Annotated in this window: 18 protein-coding genes; 11 read left to right on the top strand and 7 right to left on the bottom strand. The window is 65.9% G+C overall.

Annotated elements, in window-relative coordinates; genetic code table 11:
- Positions 1-188 precede the first annotated feature (188 nt).
- Positions 189-881: a response regulator gene (locus ACE04A_RS05005; RefSeq protein WP_259248191.1), complete on the top strand. Its 693-nt coding sequence runs from the start codon at positions 189-191 to the stop codon at positions 879-881.
- A gap of 46 nt (positions 882-927) precedes the next feature.
- Here the strand turns inward: ACE04A_RS05005 and ACE04A_RS05010 are convergent, their stop codons facing one another.
- Together ACE04A_RS05010 and ACE04A_RS05015 are read right to left on the bottom strand one after the other, a co-directional pair.
- Entirely contained in the window at positions 928-2,271 is a 1,344-nt protein-coding gene (locus ACE04A_RS05010) for an amidohydrolase family protein (RefSeq protein ID WP_448715815.1), read from the bottom strand.
- A gap of 152 nt (positions 2,272-2,423) precedes the next feature.
- A complete protein-coding gene (locus ACE04A_RS05015) occupies positions 2,424-4,109 on the bottom strand; it encodes a methyl-accepting chemotaxis protein (protein WP_448715814.1) in 1,686 nt (561 codons plus the stop codon).
- A gap of 496 nt (positions 4,110-4,605) precedes the next feature.
- On the opposite strand from ACE04A_RS05015, the gene tauA reads away from it, so the two are divergent.
- From tauA to pdxR, 4 genes are all read left to right on the top strand, one after another.
- Positions 4,606-5,634: a taurine ABC transporter substrate-binding protein gene (gene tauA / locus ACE04A_RS05020; RefSeq protein WP_259248211.1), complete on the top strand. Its 1,029-nt coding sequence runs from the start codon at positions 4,606-4,608 to the stop codon at positions 5,632-5,634.
- A gap of 63 nt (positions 5,635-5,697) precedes the next feature.
- Positions 5,698-6,528 (top strand): taurine ABC transporter ATP-binding protein, encoded by an 831-nt coding sequence (locus ACE04A_RS05025; protein ID WP_268078280.1) that lies wholly within the window; start codon positions 5,698-5,700, stop codon positions 6,526-6,528.
- The gene (locus ACE04A_RS05030; protein WP_259248214.1) at positions 6,521-7,348 is read left to right on the top strand and encodes an ABC transporter permease subunit; all 828 of its coding nucleotides are present in this window, start codon (positions 6,521-6,523) and stop codon (positions 7,346-7,348) included. The genes ACE04A_RS05025 and ACE04A_RS05030 overlap by 8 nt, the downstream gene beginning before the upstream one ends.
- 112 nt (positions 7,349-7,460) lie before the next feature.
- Positions 7,461-8,993: a MocR-like pyridoxine biosynthesis transcription factor PdxR gene (pdxR, locus tag ACE04A_RS05035; RefSeq protein WP_259248215.1), complete on the top strand. Its 1,533-nt coding sequence runs from the start codon at positions 7,461-7,463 to the stop codon at positions 8,991-8,993.
- Positions 8,994-9,009: 16 nt separating this feature from the next.
- Here pdxR and ACE04A_RS05040 read toward each other — a convergent pair whose 3' ends face one another.
- The 4 genes from ACE04A_RS05040 to xsc all read right to left on the bottom strand — a co-directional run bounded on the left by ACE04A_RS05040 (position 9,010) and on the right by xsc (position 13,889).
- Entirely contained in the window at positions 9,010-10,449 is a 1,440-nt protein-coding gene (locus ACE04A_RS05040) for an NAD(P)/FAD-dependent oxidoreductase (protein WP_448715813.1), read from the bottom strand.
- A 7-nt stretch (positions 10,450-10,456) separates the two neighbouring features.
- Positions 10,457-10,849, bottom strand: a complete 393-nt coding sequence (locus ACE04A_RS05045) for a nuclear transport factor 2 family protein (RefSeq protein ID WP_448715812.1) — start codon at positions 10,847-10,849, stop codon at positions 10,457-10,459.
- A 224-nt stretch (positions 10,850-11,073) separates the two neighbouring features.
- Positions 11,074-12,006, bottom strand: a complete 933-nt coding sequence (locus ACE04A_RS05050) for a bifunctional enoyl-CoA hydratase/phosphate acetyltransferase (RefSeq protein WP_485819907.1) — start codon at positions 12,004-12,006, stop codon at positions 11,074-11,076.
- Positions 12,007-12,077: 71 nt separating this feature from the next.
- Entirely contained in the window at positions 12,078-13,889 is a 1,812-nt protein-coding gene (xsc, locus tag ACE04A_RS05055; protein ID WP_448715811.1) for a sulfoacetaldehyde acetyltransferase, read from the bottom strand.
- A 197-nt stretch (positions 13,890-14,086) separates the two neighbouring features.
- On the opposite strand from xsc, the gene ACE04A_RS05060 reads away from it, so the two are divergent.
- The 6 genes from ACE04A_RS05060 to ACE04A_RS05085 all read left to right on the top strand — a co-directional run bounded on the left by ACE04A_RS05060 (position 14,087) and on the right by ACE04A_RS05085 (position 19,420).
- Positions 14,087-14,845 carry an IclR family transcriptional regulator gene (locus tag ACE04A_RS05060; RefSeq protein ID WP_485819908.1) on the top strand — a complete coding sequence of 253 codons (759 nt, stop codon included), beginning with the start codon at positions 14,087-14,089 and terminating at the stop codon, positions 14,843-14,845.
- Positions 14,846-14,916: 71 nt separating this feature from the next.
- Positions 14,917-16,305, top strand: coding sequence for an ATP-dependent RNA helicase DbpA (dbpA, locus tag ACE04A_RS05065; RefSeq protein ID WP_259248224.1), 1,389 nt, complete (start codon positions 14,917-14,919; stop codon positions 16,303-16,305).
- 218 nt (positions 16,306-16,523) lie between these two features.
- Positions 16,524-16,931 (top strand): DoxX family protein, encoded by a 408-nt coding sequence (locus tag ACE04A_RS05070; protein WP_259248226.1) that lies wholly within the window; start codon positions 16,524-16,526, stop codon positions 16,929-16,931.
- 261 nt (positions 16,932-17,192) lie between these two features.
- The gene (locus ACE04A_RS05075; protein WP_164741246.1) at positions 17,193-17,357 is read left to right on the top strand and encodes a hypothetical protein; all 165 of its coding nucleotides are present in this window, start codon (positions 17,193-17,195) and stop codon (positions 17,355-17,357) included.
- 76 nt (positions 17,358-17,433) lie between these two features.
- Positions 17,434-18,801, top strand: coding sequence for an adenylate cyclase (locus tag ACE04A_RS05080; RefSeq protein ID WP_448715810.1), 1,368 nt, complete (start codon positions 17,434-17,436; stop codon positions 18,799-18,801).
- Positions 18,802-18,883: 82 nt separating this feature from the next.
- Entirely contained in the window at positions 18,884-19,420 is a 537-nt protein-coding gene (locus tag ACE04A_RS05085; protein WP_230694382.1) for a peroxiredoxin, read from the top strand.
- Positions 19,421-19,504: 84 nt separating this feature from the next.
- On the opposite strand, the gene ACE04A_RS05090 is transcribed toward ACE04A_RS05085, so the two are convergent.
- Positions 19,505-20,953: a CoA transferase gene (locus ACE04A_RS05090; RefSeq protein ID WP_485819909.1), complete on the bottom strand. Its 1,449-nt coding sequence runs from the start codon at positions 20,951-20,953 to the stop codon at positions 19,505-19,507.
- Positions 20,954-21,199 lie beyond the last annotated feature (246 nt).

Below are 21,199 nucleotides of genomic sequence, written 5' to 3' on the forward strand. Positions count from 1 at the left end.
CCCGGGGCACTTTTAAGACTCTTCCAATTCACAAGAGCGTTATTAGCCGTCAGCATGACGGGTCGCCTGGCGTGCACGCCTTACCGCTGCATTCGTTGCGCCAGTCCGTGTGAGGAATGCCGTCAGCTTTGCAAATCGCGCCTTGGCGCGGCCCGCAAGCCAACGGTATCCATTCGATGCAGCAACCCATGAAAGTCCTCGTAATCGACAATGACAAGATCTCGGCCGAAGCACTGAGCCACACGCTTGCCGAGCAAGGCCAAATCGTCCACATTGCCACCGATGGCGTAAGCGGCCTTCGCATCGCAAAAACGTTTCCCTACGACCTGATCCTGCTGGATGTACAGCTACCGGTCATGGACGGTTTCACCGTGCTGCGGGAACTGCGCAAGGAAAGCAATGTGCCCGTGCTGATCGTCTCGGCCCGCGACGAGCTGCAAGCCCGCGTGCAAGGCTTGAGCGAAGGCGCGGACGACTACCTGGCCAAACCCTACGCCACGTGCGAGCTCGTTGCGCGGATGAAGGCCATCAGCCGGCGGTCCTCGCCCACCGACGACGCCGGCGCGCAACATGTCTTGCGCGTGGGCGACCTTGAACTTCAATTGCTAAGCCGCAAGGCCTTGCGCGAAGGTCAGCGCATCCGGCTCACGGCGATTGAATTCGCGCTGCTTGAACGACTGATGCGCAAGCACGGCGAAGTGCAATCCCGCATGAACCTGGCCGCGCATGTCTGGGGCATCAATTTCGACCGTGGCACCAACGCGATCGACGTTGCCGTGCGCAGGCTGCGCATGAAGATGGACGACCCCTTCAGCACGCGCCTGCTGCATACCGTGTGGGGCCTGGGTTACGTCATGGAACAGCGGGACCCGCCGAACTGACGCGCCTGGCGCGTCAGTTCGGCATCGGCTAGCCATCAACGCGCCATCACATCATCATGGCGCCGTGGTCTTCACGGGCCACGGCGCGCGGCCGAAGGTAGCGGCCCGTGCCCGGCTCGCCCTGCACGCGGCTGCCGTCATACACCAGTTCCCCGCGCCGCCACGTTCCAAACACATGCACGGTATAGGGCCGGCCAAACGTCTCGGTCTGCTGGGAGGCCGAACGGCCCGGCGCCAGCACGACGAAGTCCGCGTCCTTGCCGATATCGAACGACCCCTTGCGATCGTCCAGCAAGAAATGTTCGGCGGGCTTTTGCGACAACAAGCGCACCACCAGCGACGGCGACAGGCCGCGCGCTTCGCAACCCGACCACAGCGCGGGCAGAAGCAGGTCGGGCCCGTAGTCGACCGTGGGCGCCGGCCCGTCGCCGCCATCGTCGCTGCGCGCCTGATAGCCCGACGACACGAAAGTGCACATGTCAGTCGCCAAGCGCCGCCACAGCGCATCAACTTCCACGCGCGGACGCAGCAGCGGGTAGTCGTCCGCCGTGCCGCCAAACTGCTGCAACGCGTCTTCGGTGCTCATCATCAGGCTGCGCAGGCTGGTTTCAATGGTGACCCAGTGCCCGGCCTGGCGGTAACTGGCGCACAAGGCATAGCCCTGTTCGGACCACACGTCGGCGGCCTGCATGCGCACGCCGGCCGCCGCGCCCACGCGGCACAGCAATCGCGTCGTCAAGCCTTCGATCAGCGGCAGGTTGGCGCGGGCCAGCACTTCCCTGCCCGGCCTGCCGGCTTCCAGAAGCCGCCGCGCATTGCGGCTGGCGGTCAGACGCGCATGGTTGTGCATGCTGCACGCCAGCCCAAAGCGCGCAATGCCCTGAAAAGCCTGAAGCAAATCACTTTCGTGATGCGCAAATCGCTGCCGTTCGGCCTCGAACGTGGGGATGGAAAACGCGCAAACGCCGCCCCGCGCCAAGGCGTCCGCCGCGTCCAGGCCATGTTCGGTGTTGACGGTGCCGGCCACCGCCACATCCACATGCGCATCACGGCCGATGCGCGACACCATTGCGTCCAACTGCGCGCGGCTGGCTATCACTTCGGCATGTTCGTAGGGCATGTCCACCAGCGTCGTCACCCCGCCCGCCGCCGCCGCTCGGGACGCGCGGCCGATGCCGCAACCGTCTGCCCAGCCCCCTATATAAGTACGGCTATCAACGGCGCCCGGCAGCACCCACAGCCCGCGAGCATCCACCTGATCGCGCGCGGCGGGCGGGCTGTGGCTGCCCATTGCCGCAATCTTGCCGTCCACGATACCTAACCAACCGTCTTCCAGAATGCTATCGGCGCTGACCAGCGAACCGCGTATCACCATGTCGAAATCGCTCATTGTTTTCTTCTTGTCGTGAGAGCACACGCTGGCCCCGATCCCCGGGGACGCACGCATGCGTAGCGTTGATCGAACGCTGGCCTGCTCCCCGCGGAAGTGGGCCACCGGATACTACCGGGCAGGCGCCAGATCCTCCTTCCGGCGCCGCTTCGTCAGAACACTTGCCAATCGTCTTGAAGGTCGGCGCCGGCACCGGCCGCCTTGGGTCGTTGCAAGGCCACGCGGTGGCGCGGCGCGGGGGCCATGGCCTGAACCGGTTCGCGCGTGGCGGGCATGTCGATCACCACGCGCGGCGACACGGTGAAGATGGCGACGGTTTGCGCCAGGCCTTCGGCCTGATCGCGCAAGGCCCGCGCGGATGCCGCGGCCTGCTCGACCAGCAAGGCATTCTGCTGCGTGGCCTCGTCCATGCTGGACACCGCCAGGTTGACCTGGTCGATGCCTTGCGCCTGCTCGCTGGACGCGGCGGCGATTTCACCCATGATGTCGGTCACGCGGTGCACGGCGTTCTCGATTTCGCGCATGGTGGCCCCCGCAAGCTCCACCTGTTGCGCGCCCGCCTGAACCCGGCCCGCGGAATCGGCGATCAACTGTTTGATTTCACGGGCCGCCAACGCGCTGCGTTGCGCCAGCGCGCGCACTTCGCCGGCCACCACCGCAAAACCCTTGCCCTGGTCGCCGGCGCGAGCCGCCTCAACGGCGGCGTTTAGCGCCAGGATGTTGGTCTGGAAGGCAATGCCATCGATGACCGACACGATGTGCGTGATCTTGGCCGAACTGGCGCTGATGTCCTGCATGGTGCCGACCACGTCCGCCACCACGGCGGCGCCGCGCCCGGCCACTTGCGACGCGCCTTCGGCAAGCTGGTTGGCGCGCAGCGCGTTGTCGGCGTTTTCCTTGACGGTTACCGCCAGCCGACCCATCGATAAGGCCGTTTCTTCCAGGGTGGCGGCCTGCTGCTCGGTACGCGACGACAGCAACACATTGCCGTCCGCAATGTCGTGCGTACCCCGGCTGATCTGCTGCACGCCTTGGCGGACGGCGGCCACCGTCTTGGCCAGGCTGGCCTGCATGCGTTGCAGGCCAAGAAAAAGCTGACCGATTTCATTGTGGGATTTGATCTCGATAGGGTTGGTCAAATTGCCGTCGGCAATGCTCTGGAAGTGGGCCCCGGCACGCAGCAAGGGACGCAGCACCGACCGGCTGACAAACAGCGCGGCGCCAATGCTCTGCAACACGGCGGCGGCCAAGAGGGCCGCGATCAGGGTATTGGCACGCAGATGCTGGCTGGCCGCGGCAGCCACAAAGCCATTGGTTTGCGCATCCACATAGGCCAGGTAGTCGGCCACCTCGTGGTCAAAGGCCAGGTGGGCGCCCTGCACCGCATCCATTTGCAAGGCGAAGGCGCGCGCGTCCTGGTTGCGCATGGATTCAAACTGTTCAGAGGCCAGCGCGTCGTAGTGTTTGAACGCGGCCGCAACAGGCGCGGCTTTCTCTTGCAGCGCGGGCGCGCGGACCTCATTGGAGAAGGCCTCGAAGCGCGCGCGCGAACGGCGCCACAGATCTTCGGCGCGGGTGGCGTCGGCCTCGCTTTGCTGGGTGCGGCCGACCTGCCGGTTGATCATGGCGGCGTCCATCGCCAGCCGCGCGCGCAGCATCAGGGTGTAGGCCTCGTAGGCGGGCACGACACGCATCGAATAGGCTTCGTTGACCTGGCTCAGCTTGGCGTTGCTGGACCGCGTGTCCAGCCAGGCCGCGCCGTTGGCGGCCAACATGCCCATAAAGAACAGCGCGAGCAGAATGCCCAAACAGCTGCGGATTTTCAGATTGGTGAACATACGACCTCGACGGAATTCATGGCCCCTGGGGCTGCGGCCTGGCGCCAGCGGGAAACCGACGCGCTTGGCCGTCCATCGCACCCGCCTGGCCGGACGAAACGACTGTATCCCAGCACTCTGGACAAATCGTTAACAAATGAATGACATTTCCGTCACTGCTAAATCGAGGTCTGCGTGGTAATTCGCGTCCCTTGGTTTGCCGCTTAGACCGCTGCGTAGACCGCCGCGTAGACCGCCGCTTGGTCCACCCTTTGGTCCGCCTGTTCGCCCGCCCCCTTGGCCCGCGCCCGCGATCAAGGCATCGGGCATTTGGCCGATACCCGATGCCCCGGCCCCGGCACACCCTGGGACCTGCCCGCCGCAACGCGGTTTGGCTCCTACTGAACCCCCCATCTGGACCTAGCGTTCTGCCCCTATCCGGGCAAACTGGCACCAGGCCGCACCGGCACAAAGCCGGTCGCGTCGGGGCGCGGCCCACTCTCTCTCGGAGATCACCATGAACGCGATTTACCGCCTCATCCGCCGCTGCACCCTGGCCGGCCTTGCCGCCGCGCTACTGGCGGCGCCTGCCTACGCGCAGACCAAGCTGGTCGTCGGCTACCAGCTCATCGTCGGGCCCTTCCTGTCCGCCATCGCCGACGGCAGTTTCGACAAGGCCTTGAAAGACGCCGGCTACCAGGTCGACTGGCGCCAGTTCACCTCGGGCGGCGACATTTCCACGGCGCTGGCCTCGGGCAATGTGCCGGTGGGCGTGCTGGGTTCAACGGGCATTACCTCGGCCGCCACGCGCGGCGTGGACCTGCAACTGTTCTGGATCCTGGACAACATCGGCAAATCCGAGGCCCTGGTGGCGCGCAACGGCTCGGGCATCAACAGCACCGCCGACCTCAAGGGCAAGCGCGTGGCCACGCCGTTCGTATCGACGTCGCACTTCCACCTGCTGGTGGGCATGGACCAGGTCTGGAAGATCAACCCGCGCGACGTGCGCATCCTGAACATGCAGCCGCCGCAGATCGTGGCCGCCTGGCAGCGCGGCGACATCGACGCCGCCTACGTGTGGCCGCCCGCGTTGACGGAAATCGAAAAGACCGGCAAGGTCATTGCCGACTCCGAAGCCATCGGCCGCGCCAGCGTGCCCACGTTTGACGGCATCGTCGTGGACCGCGCCTGGGCTGCCAAGAACCCGAAGTTCATGGCCGCCTTCACCAGCGTGCTGGCCAAGTCTTACGCCGACTATCACGCCAATGGCGCCAAGTGGACGCCCGAGTCGCCCGAGGTCAAGGGCATTGTGCGGCTGATCGGCGGCAAACCGGACGACATCGTCAGCGCGCTCAAGCTGCTGGTGTTCCCGACCGCACAGGAACAGGCGTCGCCGACCTGGCTGGGCGGCGGCAAGGAATCGGGCGCGGTGCGGGCGCTGGACGCCAGCGCCAAGTTCCTGAAAGACCAGAAGCAGATCGACCGGGCGCTGACCGACTACAGCCCGCACGTTACGGACCAGTACGCGAAGGCCGCGGCCAAGTAGCCGCGCGGTCTTTGCCCTGCACGCCCGCCTTGCCGCGGGCGTGCCGTCATAAGGGGAATCCGCATGACCCAGCCATCCCAACCCGCCGCCTTGGCCTTGCGCGCGGACCACGTCGGCGTCACCTACCCCGGCATGCATGACAGCGGCCCGGTGGTGGCGCTGCACGACGTCAACCTGACCATCGAGCCCGGCGAATTCGTGGTGGCGCTGGGCGCGTCCGGCTGCGGCAAGACCACCTTGCTGAGCCTGCTTGCCGGGTTTCTGTCACCAACCGAAGGTGAGATCACGCTGGGCGGGCGGCCCATTACCGGGCCGGGCGCCGAGCGCGGTGTCGTGTTCCAGAAGCATGCGCTGCTGCCGTGGCTGAATGTGCTGGAGAACACCGAGTTCGGCCTGAAACTGCAAGGCGTGGACAAAGCCACACGGCGCGCCCGCGCCCGCCGCAACCTGGAGCTGGTGGGCCTGCAGGACTTTCACCGCCACATGATCTACCAGTTGTCCGGCGGCATGCAGCAGCGCGTGGGCATTGCCCGCGCCCTGACCTGCGACCCCGCCATGCTGCTGATGGACGAACCGATGGCGGCGCTGGACGCGCTGACGCGGGAAACCATCCAGGAGCTGCTGCTGGACATCTGGCGCCAGACCAACAAGATGTTTTTCTTCATTACCCATAGCGTGGAAGAGGCGCTGTTCCTGGGGTCGCGGCTGATCGTCATGTCGCCGCGCCCAGGCCGCATCACACACACCTTCACGCCGGACTTCAACCGGCGCTACCTGGAGACCCGCGATGGCCGCCGCATCAAATCCAGCCCCGACTTCATCGCCATGCGCGAGCAAGTCCTTGGCATCATCTACGGCGACGAGCTTGCCGCCCACGAGCCCGCTCATGCGTAAAGCGCGCGGCGGCCACAAGCCCGCGGCGCCCGGCAAGGTGTATGGCGCGCCGGGCGCGGGCTACAGCAGCCACATCAGCCTGATCACCACCATCGCGCTGATCGCGCTGTGGTTCCTGGCCACCAGCACGGGCTGGGTCAAGCCGCTGTTCCTGCCGTCGCCCTTTGCCGTCTACGACAAGTTCATCTCGGCCATGACCGACGGCGTGGCCAATTCCACGCTGGCCGAACACGCCATGGCCAGCCTGACGCGGGTGTTCTCGGCGTTCTTCCTGGCCTGCGTGACGGCCGTGCCCATCGGCATATTGATGGGCGTGAACCGCTACGCGCGCGGCATCTTCGACCCGCCCATCGAGTTCTACCGCCCGCTGCCGCCGCTGGCCTACCTGCCGCTCATCATCATCTGGTTCGGCATCGGCGAATTTCCGAAGATCCTGCTGATCTACCTGGCCATCTTCGCGCCGATGGCGATCGCGGCGCGCGCCGGGGTGCGGTCGGTATCCATCGAACAGATCCATGCGGCCTACGCCATGGGCGGCACGCGGATGCAGATCGTCTGGCACGTGATCCTGAAAGCGGCCATGCCCGAGATCTTCACGGGGCTGCGCATCGGGATCGGCGTGGGCTGGACCACGCTGGTGGCGGCGGAAATGGTGGCTGCCGACCGCGGCCTGGGCTTCATGGTGCTGAACGCCGCGCAGTTCCTGGCCAGCGACATCGTCATCATGGGCATCATCGTGATCGGCGTGTTCGCCTTCGCGTTCGATCTGCTGGTGCGCTACGTGGAAAAATTCGCCATTCCGTGGAAGGGGCGCGTCTAAACTGCCGGCAGGGCAATCCCCCATTCCGTCCCATTTTGGCGTCCTCTATTCTGGGGAGCGGATTGCGCGGCCCCCGTCTTGGGGGCCCGCGCCGCCTACACAAGGAGCCGTCATGTCCAGCCAGGCCGCGATGCAAAAGCCTGTGTTGTGGGACCGCTTGTTCGAACGCGAAAGCGCGCCCAACCTCAGCCTGCAAGGGCGGGTGCGGCAGATGCTGGTGTCGGCCATTCTCAGTGGCCACCTGCCGCCCGGCATGCCCGTGCCCTCCAGCCGCCAGTTGGCCGACCAACTGCGCATTGCGCGCAACACCGTCGTCTTCGCCTACCAGCAACTGGTCAGCGAGGGGTATCTGGTGTCACGCGAACGCAGCGGCCATTTTGTCTGCGATTCCGTCATGCAAGGGCATTCGGGGTCGGCCGGCGAAGCGGCGGCGGGCGTATCCCCTGCTGACCACCCGCAACAGATCCGCTGGGACGAACGGCTGCGCTTTCGCCCGTCGCGCCAGCGCAATATCAGCAAGCCGCAAGACTGGCAGAAGCAGCCCTACCCCTTCGTCTACGGGCAGTTCGACCCCGACCTGTTTCCCACGGCGGAATGGCGCGAGTGCTGCATCAAGGCACTGTCGGTGCTGGACATCCGCAGTTGGGCGCCCGACCTGATCACCCACGACGACCCCGCGCTGATCGAACAGATCCGCACGCAAGTGCTGCCGCGCCGGGGGGTGTGGGCCGACGCCGAAGAAATCGTCATCACCGTGGGCGCGCAGCATGCGCTGTATTTGCTGGCCGACCTGCTGGTCAACGAAGACACGGTGGTGGGCATGGAAGACCCCGGCTACCCCGATGCCCGCAACATCTTCGCCAGCCACACGCGCCATCTGCTGCCCATGCCCGTGGACGAAGGCGGCTTGTGCACGGGCACGCACCTGCTGGGCTGCGACTATGTCTTCGTGACGCCGGGCCATCAATGCCCCACCACCGTCACGCTGTCGATGGAACGCCGCGAAACCCTGCTGGCCCTGGCGCGCCAAGCCGACAGCATGATCATTGAAGACGATTTTGAAAGCGAAAGCCGCTGGGGCGAAGGCGCCATCCCGGCCTTGAAAAGCCTGGACCGCGATGGCCGCGTTATCTACGTGGGCAGCCTGGCGAAGTCGTTCGCGCCCGGCTTGCGCATCGGCTATATCGTCGCGCCACGCGAGCTGACGCGCGAACTGCGCGCGCTGCGCCGGCTGATGCTGCGCCATCCTTCAGCCTACATCCAGCGTGCGTTTTCGCTGTTTATTTCTCTGGGCCACCACCATTCGCTGCTGCGCAAACAATCGCAGGCCTACCAGAAGCGCGGCGCCGAACTGACCCAGGCGCTGGCCCGCCACCTGCCCGACTTCACCCCCACCCCCATCACCGGCTCGTCGTCCTGCTGGCTGCAAGGCCCCCCGTGGCTGAACGCCGCCGAATTATCAGAAGCCGCACTGGCCGAAGGCGTGGTGGTGGAACCCGGCGACGTCTTCTTCATGAACGGCGCCAACGCCCCCGGCAATGTCTTGCGCGTGGGCTTCACGTCGATCCGCCCGGAACTGATCGAACCGGGCATCGCGAAACTGGCGCAAGTGGTGCGCCGATTTCGGTTGCGGGCGGCAGCTTAGGGGGCAAAGACAGGCCCTACAAATGCTCATCCCGCAGGTGATACCAGCGGTACAGCAAGCCCTGCCCCAGCCGTCTGAACGGGGCGAACAGATGGCCGGGTAGCGGGGAGTCGTAGATGGGCAGGTTCCACGGGGCGCCGTCCTTGCCCATCATTCGCTGGGCAAGCCGCTTGCCGGCTTGCGCGGAGAACGCCACGCCGTTGCCGCCGTAGCCGAAGGCGTAATACACCGGTTGGGCGGGGTCGGGCTGGGTGACGCGCGGCATCATGTCGTGGCTGACGTCTACCCAGCCCCACCACGAATACGCCACTTCGACGTCACGTAGCGACGGGAATTTCCGGGCCAGGCCTTCGCGCAGCAGCGCCAGATGGCGCGGGTGTTGCGCGTCGGCGCCGTGCAGGGCGCTGCGGCTGCCGATCTGCATGCGGCCGTCGGGCAGCAGGCGGTAGTAGAAGCGCAGTGTGCGAGTGTCGGTGATGAAGACCGTGCTTTTCAGGCCGGCGGCGGCGCGTTCGGCGTCCGTCAGCACGCGCGTGACCATGGAGTTGGACAGCACCGGCATGATGCGGTTGTCCAGCAGCGGGTTCACGCCCTGCGCGGTGTAGCCACCCGTGGCGAAGGCCACGCGGCGGGCGCGCACCACGCCGGCGGGGGTGCGCAGCAGGATGGCGCCCTTGTCCCTGCGCCAGCTCAGCACCGGGCTGGACGGATGCACCCGCACGCCCAGCGCACGTGCTTGGCGCAAATAGCCGTACGCCAGTTTCAAGGGATGCACGCCCACGCCGTCGGGCTCGTGCATGGCGCCGACCGCCTCGTGGTCGTGGACGTAGCGCTCGCGCAGCTCGGCCTGGGTAAGCATCCTGGCGTCGTAGCCAAACACCTCGCGCATCACGCGCGCTTCGTTGGCCAGGAACGCCATTTTCTTCTGGCGATGGGCCGTGTACAGGTGCCCGCCCGGCTGCGCGTCGCAGTCCACCTGCGCGACCAGGCTTTTCCAATACTCGAAGCCTTCGCGGATTTCGGCGTCCAGGCGCTTGGCGGTATCCAACCCCCAACGGCTGATCCATTGCGACCGGTACAAGCGTCCTGACGCATTTTGCCCTTGGCCCCCGTTGCGGCTGGTGCAGCCCCACACGGCGCGGTTGGCTTCCAGCACCAGCGCGCGCACGCCGAAGTCGCGCGCCAGGGTCAGCGCCGCCGACAGACCGGTAAAGCCCGAGCCCACGATCACCACATCGGCATCGACGTCGCCCTGGATGGGGCCATCGTCTTCGGGCGGCGCGCCGGCCGTGGCGACCCAGTAGGTGGGCGCGTAGTCCTGCCCCTGCCCGGGTGGCGACACCAGCGGGTCGTAGGTGGGGTTGTAGGTGGCGTGGTGGGCCAGCCCTGGGACAGCGGCCCGCGCGGCGGCTTCCGGCGTCGGGCGTGAAGGTTCGAAGGACATTTGGGTATCCATGCGCGTCTCACGCGCGCGCGGGCAAGGCCGGGCGCTGCTTGCGGAACGCATTCTTCACGCGGATCTTGCCGTCCTGGAACGTGAAGATGTCGACCATGTCCGCCTCTACCCGCGAGCCGTCGGCGGCGGTGCCGGTGAACGTGCATTCCGACACGCCGCGATCGCCCGCGACCCAATGCCGGCCGTTGTTCCATTTCGCGTCCGGGAAGTTCTTCCAGGCCGCCGCGAAGGCCGCCCGCACCGCGTCGGTGCCCGCGTGCCGGCTGCCGCAGGCGTCGGGGCCGCCCACGGTTTCGAACACGCAGTCTTCGCTCATGAAGGCCATCAAGGCGTCGATATCGTGGCGGTTCCAGGCGGCCGCGAATTCGGCCAGCATGTCGGCGGTGACGGTGTTTTGCATTGCCTACCCCTTTACTTGAAAGGCCGGCGCGAAGCGCGCGCGTGCGTCTGGACTCAAGGTACGTGGCGGGGATGGCAGGGTCTAGAACCAGACACGGGGAATCGGTTGCACCAGAACCGCGCGCGCGGCAAGACGGCGGTGGCTGGTGGCTTGAAAAAGCTGAGGTTGCTGAAGTTGCTGAAGTTGCTGAGGTTGCTGAAGTTGCTGAAGATGCCGAGCCTGCATCAAGCAGCGCGTGCCGCCAGCATCGCGCGCGCGTGCAGCACGGCAATGGCGCAACTGTTGACGCGCGCCTGCACGGAATCGGACCGGCTGGTCAGCAGCACCGGCCCGCGCGTGCCCAGCACCAGGCCGGCGGTGCCCGCGCCCGCCAGCCAGGTAAGTTCCTTGTAGAGCATGTTGCCCGCTTCGATATCCGGCGCCAGCAGAATGTCGGCGTCGCCCGCCACCCGCGACTCAATGCCCTTTTCCCGCGCCGCATCGCGCGAGATGGCGTTGTCGAACGCCAGCGGGCCGTCGATGTCGCCGCCCCGGATCTGCTGGCGGTCGGCCATCTTGGACAAGGCCGCCGCATCCAGCGTGGCCGGCATGGCCGGGTTGACGGATTCCGTGGCGCACAGCACCGCCACCTTGGGCCGGCCGATGCCCAGCGACTGCGCCAGGTCGATGGCGTTCTGCGCAATGTCGGCCTTTTCCATCAGCGTGGGCGCGATGTTGACCGCCGCGTCCGTCAGGATGAAGAGCTTGGCGTAGGCCTCCACAGCCATCACGAAGGCGTGGCTGATGCGCCGATTCGTGCGCAGGCCAGATTCACGCGACACCACGGCCGCCATGAAATTATCGCTATGCAGGCTGCCCTTCATCAGCATCTGCACCGCGCCGTCGCGCGCCAGCCCGGCCGCCGTCTGCGCGGCCAGCCGTTCATCGTCGGGCGTGTCGACGATGTCAAAATCCCCCGGCCGCAAGCCTGCTTGCTCCAAGCGCTCCAGCAGCTTGCGCGCCGGCCCCACCAGCACCGGCTCGATGTGGCCGGCCCGTTGCGCCTGGACCGCGGCCTCAAGGCTGGATGGGGACAAGGGATACGCCACCGCCGTGCGCAGGCGCCCCGCCGACAGCGCGGCATCGCGCAGCGGCGCGAACAATCGATCGCTAGCCATATAGACCGTGCTCCCAGAGCCAGGAAACGAACGCCCGGCGCGAAGGCGCCGGGCGCGGACACCGCCTGCGGTCAGCGCCGTGCGGGATCAATCGGCAAGGGCACTTCGCCCGCCTGGAACGGCTGGTTCACGTAAGGCTTGTACTTGTCCAGGAAGCGCACCGGCTGCTTCAGGGCGTCGCGCCGGAAGGGATCGCCCAGTTCCTGGCTGACCATCATTTCCAGCACGGTGGTCTTGCCTTCGGATTGCGCCTGGCAGGCGGCCTGCAACGCCGCGCCCACCTGGTCCGCGTGCTCGACGCGGATGCCCTCGGCCCCCATGGCGCGCGCCAGTTCAGAGAAGTTGGGATTCAGCAGGTTGCTGCCCACGAAGCGGCGGCCGTAGAAGTCCACCTGGTTTTTCTTTTCAGCGCCCCATTGGCCGTTATGGAAGACGACGGCGGTGACGGGAATTTTCTCGCGCACGCAGGTCAGGAGTTCCTGGAAGCTCATGCACCAGGCGCCGTCGCCCACATAGGCCACGGCCGGCCGGTCGGGGCGGCCCAGCTTGGCGCCGATCAACGCCGGCAGCGCGTAGCCGCAATTGCCAAAGCTCATGGCGGCCAGCATGGAGTTCGGTTCGTCAAAGCGCAGGTAGCTGTTGGACACCGAGCAGATGTTGCCGATGTCGGTGGACACCATCACATGCTTGGGCATGGCGCGTTCAAGCTCGCGCAGCATGCGCCGGGGGTGCATGCGGCCGCCGCCTTGCTCGATGATGTCCAGGCTCCAGTCGTCGCGTTCGTGCGACCAGCCGTCAAGCTCTGCTTCCCAGGCCGCCTTTTGGGACGCAATGTCGTCGCCGCGCGCGGCCTTGGTGCGCACGCACGCGACCTCGCGCGATTTGAGCTTGGCGGTCAGGGCGGCGGCGGCCGGCTTGGCGTCGCCGCAGATGCCCACCGACACCGGGCGCACCAGCCCCAGCATGCGGTGGTCGGCATCCACCTGGATGATGCGCGCGCCTTGGGGCCAGTAGTCCAGCCCATGCTGGGGCAAGGTGCCGAAGGGCCCCAGGCGCGTGCCCAAGGCCAGCACCACGTCGGCCTGCGACAGCAGTTTCATGCCGGCCTTGGCGCCCTGGTAGCCCAACGGCCCGCACCACAGCGGATGGCTGGCGGGAAAGGCGTCGTTGTGCAGATAGCTGGTGACGACCGGCGCGCCCAACAATTCGGCCAGCGCCACGCATTCGGCCTGGCCTTCCGAGAACAACACGCCGCCACCGGCCACGATGACCGGGAACTTGGCCTCGGCCAACAGGCGCGCGGCCGCTTCCAGGTCTTCTTCCGAACCCGGCCCGCGCCGGATGCGGCGCGGCTCGGGGATGGCCACATCGATTTCGCCGTAGAAATAATCGCGCGGAATGTTCAGTTGCGTCGGGCCGCGTTCGGCCAGCGCGTTGTCAAAGGCCTTGGCTGTGAATTCCGCCATGCGGTCCGGGCGATTCACGTGCGCCTGGTACTTGGTGATGCGCGAAAAAATGGGCAGTTGCTCGGTTTCCTGAAAGCCGCCCAGCCCCATGCCGGCCGTGCCGGTTTCGGGCGTGATCGCCACGACGGGGCTGTGCGCCCAGTAGGCGGCGGCCACCCCGGTCACGAAATTGGTGATGCCCGGTCCGTTCTGCGCAATGCAGACGCCGTGGCGGCCGGTCACCCGCGAATAGCCGTCGGCCATGTGGGCGGCGCCTTGTTCGTGCACGGTGGGCACAAAGCGGATGCCCGCGGCGGGGAACAAGTCCAGCGCGTCCATGAAGGCCGAACCGACAATGCCGAATACGTCTTTGACGCCCTGCGCGACCAGCGTCTCAACGAACGCTTCACTGGGGGTCATGTGTTGCTTGCTGCTCATGGTCTCTCTCCTGGCAGGCCGGCGCCGTGGGAGGCTTGCGGAAAAGCTTGCGTGAGGCTCGCTTCGTGCTTGCATCGTGGCCGGGGTGATTCGATACTGCCGGAGAAATCCCGCGTTTCCCATACCACCGCGTTCCATTTTCTGCAAAATCCGTGCAACGCTGCCCCCACCGCCGCCGAATCTTCAAATATTGAAAGATGAAAGACGAATCCTCCGCCGCCTTGCGCGCGCTGACCCTGCTGGAACAGGTGGCCCAATCGGACGCGCCGGTATCGCTGGCGGCGCTGACCGAGGCCACGGGCCTGCCCAAACCGTCGGTGCTGCGCATACTGACCCGCCTGGTCGATGCCGGCATGCTGCTGCGCGAGCCCGCCGGCAAAAGCTATGTCAGCGGCCCACGGCTAAGCGCGCTGGCGCGCGACACCTTGCTGAATTCCCCGCTGCGCGGCGAACGCCATCGCATCCTGGACAGCCTGGTGGACGAGATCGGTGAAACCTGTAACTGCACCATGGTCGACGGGGACGAAGTCATCTACCTGGACCGCGTGGAAACCGCCTGGCCGCTGCGCGTGAACCTGCAAACGGGGTCGCGCGTGCCCCTGCACTGTTCGGCCAGCGGCAAGCTGTTTCTGGCCCACATGCGGCGCGAAGCGCGCGCGCGGCTGCTGGCCGCCGCCCCCCTGCCGCGCTATACGCCCAACACGCTGTGCGACGTGGACGCGCTGGAACAAGAGCTGCGCGCCATCCGCAAGGAAGGCGCCAGTTTCGACCGCGAAGAATTTTTGCTGGGCATAGTCTGCATGGCGGTGCCCATTTTGCGGGGGGCGCGCGTGATTGCCGCCGGGGCGCTGCACGCCCCGGGGGCGCGGCTGTCGATCGACGGCGCGCGCGCCTGGCTGCCGCGCATGCAAGCGGCCGCCCAGGCGCTTGCCGGCACCTACGAATCAGAAGGCTAGGGCCTGGCCATGGCAGGCTTTACACTGTCGGTCGACTTTGTTTTTTAGCGGATTTTGCAATCCGCCATATTGTGACCAACACGCCCTTTTCCACCCTGCCCCTCTTGCCCACCCTGCTCGACAACCTGCAAAGCCTGGGGTTCGAGCAAATGACGCCCATCCAGGCGCAAAGCCTGCCGCTGATCCTGGAAGGCCGCGACATCATCGCGCAAGCCAAGACCGGCAGCGGCAAGACCGCGGCGTTCGGCCTGGGCGTGCTGCAAAAGCTGGACACCACCACGCTGACGCCGCAAGCCCTGCTGGTTTGCCCCACGCGCGAACTGGCTGACCAGGTCGCGCAGGAATTGCGCCGGCTGGCGCGCCTGATTCCCAACGTCAAGATCCTGACCCTGTGCGGCGGCGCGCCCGCCCGCCCCCAAGCCGAATCGCTGGCGCGCGGCGCGCACCTGGTCGTGGGTACGCCCGGCCGCATTCAAGACCACCTGGAACGCGGCAGCCTGGACCTGACCGGCCTGACCACGCTGGTGCTGGACGAGGCCGACCGCATGGTCGACATGGGCTTCTACGACGACATCGTCGCCATTGCCTCGCATTGCCCCACCAAGCGCCAGACGCTGCTGTTTTCGGCCACCTACCCGGACAACATCCGCAAGCTCAGCGCGCGCTTCCTGCGCAACCCGGCCGAGGTCAAGGTGGAAGCGCAGCACGATTCCAGCCGCATCGAGCAGATCTTCTACGAGATCGACGGCAAAGACCGCCTGGACGCCGTGGCCCGCCTGCTGGCGCATTTCCGCCCGGTATCCACACTGGCCTTCTGCAACACCAAGGTCCGCAGCCACGACCTGGTTGAACGCCTGCAGGCCGACGGCATCAGCGCGCAAGCCCTGAACGGCGACCTGGAACAACGCGAACGCGATGAAATCCTGATCCAGTTCGCCAACCAAAGCTGCGCCGTGCTGGTGGCCACCGACGTGGCCGCCCGTGGCCTGGACATCCAGAACCTGGGCGCCGTGATCAATGTGGACGTCACGAAAGACACCGAAGTGCACGTGCACCGCATCGGCCGCAGCGGCCGGGGCGACCAGAAGGGCCTGGCGCTAAGCCTGTGCTCGCCCGACGAGATGCGCTGGGCAAACCTGGTTGAGCAATACCAGGGTTCGCCGTTGAAGTGGGGCGACATCAAATCGCTCAAGCCCAAGGCCGACCGCCCCTTGCGCGCCCCCATGGTGACGCTGTGCATCCAGGGCGGCAAGAAAGACAAGCTGCGCCCGGGCGACCTGCTGGGCGCCCTGACCGGCGACGGCGGGCTGACGTTTGAACAGGTGGGCAAGATCAACATCACGGAATTCAACGCCTACGTGGCGCTGGACCGCCAGATTGCCAAGCAGGCGTTTTCGCGGGTGTCCAACAGCAACATCAAGGGCCGGCGCTTCCGCATGCGCTTTCTTGAGGAATTCTGATCCTGGGCTTGACCGGATACGTTTGGGCAGACGTCGCGCGCCGCATCGCGATGTCAGCGTGACGAAAACTTGATGATTTCGCTGGGCATTTGCAATAATGGCGCCGCTTGACGCAGCCGCCACGCTTGGCGCGAGACGGTGTGGACTTGGAACCAATGGTTCGCGGTGGGTTCCAACGAAGCCTTGTCCCTTATTAACCATCACAAGAGAAACTCACCATGATCAAGTCCGACGATACCGGCAAGCTGATCCTGCGCCTGACCCTTGGCATTCTGATTCTGCTTCACGGCCTGTCCAAACTGATGGGCGGCGGCGTAACGGGCATCAGCGGCATGCTGTCTTCGCATGGCCTGCCGGGCTTTCTGGCCTATGGCGTCTACGTGGGCGAAATCATCGCGCCCGTGCTGCTCATCATTGGCGTCTACACGCGCCTGGGCGCTTTGATCATCGCCATCAACATGGTGGTTGCCATTTTGCTGGCGCACACCGGCCAATTGGGCAGCCTGTCCAATAACGGCGGCTGGGCGCTGGAACTGCAAGGCATGTTCCTGTTCACCGCGCTGGCGCTGGCCTTCATGGGCGCCGGCCGTTTCAGCCTTGCCGGCAACGGCGGCCGCTGGAACTGACGCCAGGCGCGCCATGCGCCATCGCCGTAACGCCGCATGACGTGGCGTTACGCAACACGGGGCCGCTCACGCGGCCCCGTTGCTTTTGCGGCAAAGATTGATACCAACGACATGCGCCGTCACGCAGGCGCAAACATCGGTCACGCGAAAGCTGTTTCGGATCGATTACAAAGACGAACCGCCGTCATCCGGTATGGCCTAATCCTTACCAGCGCACCCAGGGCGTAAGCCACGCCTGGCGCAGGTTGGGAGTCATGAAAAATGAAAAAGAGCCTTCTGTTGATGATGGTGATGGCCAGTTCGCTGACCGGTTGCGTCGTGGTGCCCGCCCGCCCGGCCCACTATCGCCCCGCGCCGGTCTATTACACGCCGCACTACTACTACCCCGCGTATCCCGCGCCGCATTATTACTACCGTGGATATTGACCGTCGCGTTATTGACCCTTGCGTTATTGACCGTCGCGTTATTGACCGTCCGTTGCGACGTGTCCCAGGAGCTGCCATGACGCCCTCTATCCGGATCTCCCTGCTTCGACCCGCCGTGGCCGCCGTTGCGCTGCTGACGCTATGCGCCGGCGCGATGGCGCAAACCTACGCGCCGCCCCCTGCGCCCGCCGCCCCCGCCTATGACGGCGGCGACCCCGCCAACGCCAATCTGGCCTTGGTGGACCGCAGCCCCGAACCGCCCCCACCCCTGCCCGTCTACGTGCAACCGCCCGCGCCGGCCGATGGGTACATGTGGGTGCCCGGCTACTGGAGCCGCAATCAGTACGGCTTTTTCTGGGTGCCCGGCGCCTGGGTGCTCGCCCCCTACGCCGGCGCGCTCTGGACGCCCGGCTACTGGGGCTTCACCAATGGCCTGTATGTGTGGAACGCGGGCTATTGGGGCCCCCACGTCGGCTTTTATGGCGGCATCAACTACGGCTTCGGCTATGTGGGGCTGGGGTATGTGGGCGGCTACTGGAAGCGCGACCGCTTCTACTACAACCGCTCGGTGACCAACGTGAACGTCACCCGCGTCACCAACGTGTACAACCACACCGTGGTCGTCAACAACATCGATAACCGCCGTGTCAGCTATCACGGCGGCCCCAACGGCATCCGACGCGCGGCGGACCCGCGCGAAGTGGCTGCCCGCAAGGACCGCCACGCGCCGCCTACCGACATGCAACGCCGCTACGTACGCGATGCCGGCAGCAACCGCGCGCAGTTCTACGACCACAACAAGGGCCGCCCGCCACAAGCCTTCGTGGACCATCGCGACGATGGGCGCCCCTCCCAAGGGCCACGCCCCGGTGGCGACAACAAGCGCCCCGACGCCGATCGCGGCAACAACAACCCAAGTCGCGGCGATCAGGCGCGAGGCCCGGGGCCATCGCAGGGACGCGACGTGTCGCAGCGGGATCAACAGCAGCGGGATCAACAGCGTGGTCCGCAGCAGCGTGATCAACAGCAACGTGAGCAACCGCGTGGCCCGCAGCAGCGCGATCAACAGCGTGACCCGCAGCGCGATCAACAGGCTGCCTCGCAGCAATCGCGCCAACAACAGCAGCGCGATCAGCAGGCTCGTCAGCAGCAGCAACAAGATCGACAGCAGCAAGCACGCCAGCAGCAGGAGCGCGAGCAACGCCAGCAGCAAGGCCGCGAACAGCAACAGCAGGCACGCCAGCAACAGGCACGGGAACACCAAGCCCGGGAGCAGCAGGCGCGTCAGCAACAAGCGCGCGAACAGCCCCGACAGCAGGCGCAAGCGCGTCCGCAGCAAGAGCGTCCGCAACAACAAGCGCGCCCGCAGCAAGCACGTGAACAACCCCAGCAGCGCCAGCAAGGCGGCGGCGAAGGCCGGGGCGGCCGCCCGAATCGGGACTGAACTGGACCCCCGGGCGCGCTCGCACTACAGTAGGCCTCTTGCCGCCTCCGTCTGCGCGCCCCACTGATTTTTGGAGACTCCCATGAAGCGCCTTGTACCTTGCCTGATGTTCTGCGGCCTGCTCGCCGCCGCGTCCGCCCAGGCCGCCTTGAATGTCGGCGCGCCCGCTCCAGACTTCAGCACGCAGGCCTCGCTGGGCGGAAAGGTCTTCACGTTCAAGCTGAACGACGCGCTCAAGCAAGGCCCGGTCGTGCTGTATTTCTTTCCCGCCGCGTTCACGCAAGGCTGCACCATCGAAGCGCACAACTTCGCCGAGGCCACCGACGAATACAAGTCGCTAGGCGCCACCGTCATCGGCGTATCCACGGACGACATTGATACGCTGAACAAATTCTCGGTCAGCGAATGCCGTGGCAAATTCGCCGTGGCGGCCGATGGCGACGGCAAGATCATGAAGGCTTACGACGCCGTGCACGACAAGCGCCCGGAATACGCACAGCGCGTGTCGTACGTGATTTCGCCGGAAGGCAAGATCCTGTATGAATTCACGGACATGAGCCCCGAATCGCACGTGGCCAACACCATGCGCGCGCTGCGGGACTGGAAGGCCAAGCAATAAGCGGTCAGGAACAGGCCGCCAAAAATAAGCATCCAAAAAACAAGGCGCCCGAAAGGCGCCTTGTCATTGAAACGATAGCCCGGCCTAATTGAACGGCCATACCGTGGGATGCGACCCAGGCGGATTCGACGGGCGTGTCCAGCGGGCCGGCGTTTCGGAAAAACGCGCGGGGTGGCGTACGGCCACCAATTCGCCAAAGCCCGATGCTTCCGTATCCAACAAGCCATCAAAGCCGGGCATGCGGCCGTTGAGTCCGCCATCCACCCTGCCCAGGCCACGCAGCCAATGCGCGGTTTGCGCAAGCGATACCCGAACGTGCCAACTACCGCCTTCAGTCGCCTGGCGGGCCAGCGCCACCTGCGCGCCAAACGCCATCAGGTAGCCCGACGCATAGTCCAGGATCTGCATGGGCAAGGGCTTGGGCGCTTCCTGGCCCGCTGCCTGGGCTTCGGCATGGTTGAAGCCCGTGGCGGTTTGCACCAGCGAATCGAAACCGCGGCGGTTGGCCCAGGGGCCCTCGTTTCCATACGCGGTCAGCGACACATACACAATGCCCGGGCGGATACGCGCGGCGTCCTGCGGCCCAAAGCCCAACGCGGCCAAGCCGCCCGGCCGGTAGCCCTGCACGAACACGTGCGCGCTGCGCAGCAAATTGCCCAGGGCGATACGTCCATCGGCGGTGTCCAGGTCCGCCTGCACCGAGAGCTTGCCCCGGCTGGTTTCTATGATGTTGTCGATATTGGGCAACTGCGGCGAATTCACCAACATCACGTCGGCGCCATAGGCAGCCAGCGTGCGGCCACAGACGGGGCCGGCGATGATGCGCGTCAGGTCCAGTACCCGGATGTCTTTCAGCGGCCGCGCGCCATGGCCGTACTTGGGCAAGGGCCGGGGGTCGGCCTCGCCGATGCGTTCGACCGTCAGCAAGGGCTGGGCGGCAATGGCCTGGCCCTGCGGATGCCGGTCCCATTCGTCAAAGCTGCGCATGGCGGACACCACCAAGCCCGCATCGGCGGCCACCTGTTCAAAGTCCAGCGCTTTCCAGCGGCCCAACGCGGCTTCCACCGTTTCGCGCGTGGTGCCTTCGCCCGTGGGGCAGCCCAAGAGCGCCAGCGCGCCGTCGCGGTGATGGGCAAAGTTGGCATGGATGCGAACCCAGCCCCCGTCGCCACAGCGGTACAGGCCGCTGATGGGGTCCCAGATATTGGGCGTGACGCCGTTGATCGTGAAGTGGCCGCGGCATTCCTGGGCGGCGTGCAGCATGTCGATGCTGACCTGCTGACGCGTCCCGCCGCGCAGATACCAGAGTTCAGCCGCGGCCAGCGCCGCTGCCGCCATGCTGGTTTGCGCGGCCGCCCCCACCGCGAAAGAAGACGGAAACACGGGAGCGGCGCCAGTCAGCGCCACGTGGTCCAGCGACTCGCCGGGCAAATCAAGTGAACGCCACAATGTCTGCAGGGCGTCGCGGGAGGTCGTGCCGGCGGATGTGCGTCCTCGTAGAAAGGACGGGCGAAGGTCCATCAGATTTCCCATAGCGTTCAACTTTTCTTAGTCGTTGAACTGATTACAAGGCGGCGACCCGAGCGCGTCAATACAAGACTTGGGGCAGCGTGTTTCACGGTTTGACCGTTATCGGGGCCCTAGCGGGTGCGGCAGCCGCGCGGCGCCGTCACATCTACTCGTAGTTTTTACATCGTCTTCCAGGCCACTGGCCAATATAGAATGCCAGCCTCGACGGTCAGCCGTGCTGTCCGCCCTTTTTTTGCCCTGGACCCGCCA

It is taken from the genome of Achromobacter colocynthidis (assembly GCF_057334535.1).

Excerpts from the sequence above, each read along its gene's own strand:
- ACE04A_RS05030 (WP_259248214.1), top strand. The coding sequence starts at position 6,521 with ATGCGTAAAGCGCGCGGCGGCCACAAGCCCGCGGCGCCCGGCAAGGTG.
- ACE04A_RS05025 (WP_268078280.1), top strand. The coding sequence starts at position 5,698 with ATGACCCAGCCATCCCAACCCGCCGCCTTGGCCTTGCGCGCGGACCAC.
- ACE04A_RS05060 (WP_485819908.1), top strand. The coding sequence starts at position 14,087 with ATGAAAGACGAATCCTCCGCCGCCTTGCGCGCGCTGACCCTGCTGGAA.
- ACE04A_RS05010 (WP_448715815.1), bottom strand. The coding sequence starts at position 2,271 with ATGAGCGATTTCGACATGGTGATACGCGGTTCGCTGGTCAGCGCCGAT.
- ACE04A_RS05075 (WP_164741246.1), top strand. The coding sequence starts at position 17,193 with ATGAAAAAGAGCCTTCTGTTGATGATGGTGATGGCCAGTTCGCTGACC.
- tauA (WP_259248211.1), top strand. The coding sequence starts at position 4,606 with ATGAACGCGATTTACCGCCTCATCCGCCGCTGCACCCTGGCCGGCCTT.
- ACE04A_RS05045 (WP_448715812.1), bottom strand. The coding sequence starts at position 10,849 with ATGCAAAACACCGTCACCGCCGACATGCTGGCCGAATTCGCGGCCGCC.
- ACE04A_RS05040 (WP_448715813.1), bottom strand. The coding sequence starts at position 10,449 with ATGGATACCCAAATGTCCTTCGAACCTTCACGCCCGACGCCGGAAGCC.
- ACE04A_RS05080 (WP_448715810.1), top strand. The coding sequence starts at position 17,434 with ATGACGCCCTCTATCCGGATCTCCCTGCTTCGACCCGCCGTGGCCGCC.
- xsc (WP_448715811.1), bottom strand. The coding sequence starts at position 13,889 with ATGAGCAGCAAGCAACACATGACCCCCAGTGAAGCGTTCGTTGAGACG.
- pdxR (WP_259248215.1), top strand. The coding sequence starts at position 7,461 with ATGTCCAGCCAGGCCGCGATGCAAAAGCCTGTGTTGTGGGACCGCTTG.
- ACE04A_RS05070 (WP_259248226.1), top strand. The coding sequence starts at position 16,524 with ATGATCAAGTCCGACGATACCGGCAAGCTGATCCTGCGCCTGACCCTT.
- ACE04A_RS05085 (WP_230694382.1), top strand. The coding sequence starts at position 18,884 with ATGAAGCGCCTTGTACCTTGCCTGATGTTCTGCGGCCTGCTCGCCGCC.
- ACE04A_RS05090 (WP_485819909.1), bottom strand. The coding sequence starts at position 20,953 with ATGGGAAATCTGATGGACCTTCGCCCGTCCTTTCTACGAGGACGCACA.
- ACE04A_RS05005 (WP_259248191.1), top strand. The coding sequence starts at position 189 with ATGAAAGTCCTCGTAATCGACAATGACAAGATCTCGGCCGAAGCACTG.
- ACE04A_RS05015 (WP_448715814.1), bottom strand. The coding sequence starts at position 4,109 with ATGTTCACCAATCTGAAAATCCGCAGCTGTTTGGGCATTCTGCTCGCG.
- ACE04A_RS05050 (WP_485819907.1), bottom strand. The coding sequence starts at position 12,006 with ATGGCTAGCGATCGATTGTTCGCGCCGCTGCGCGATGCCGCGCTGTCG.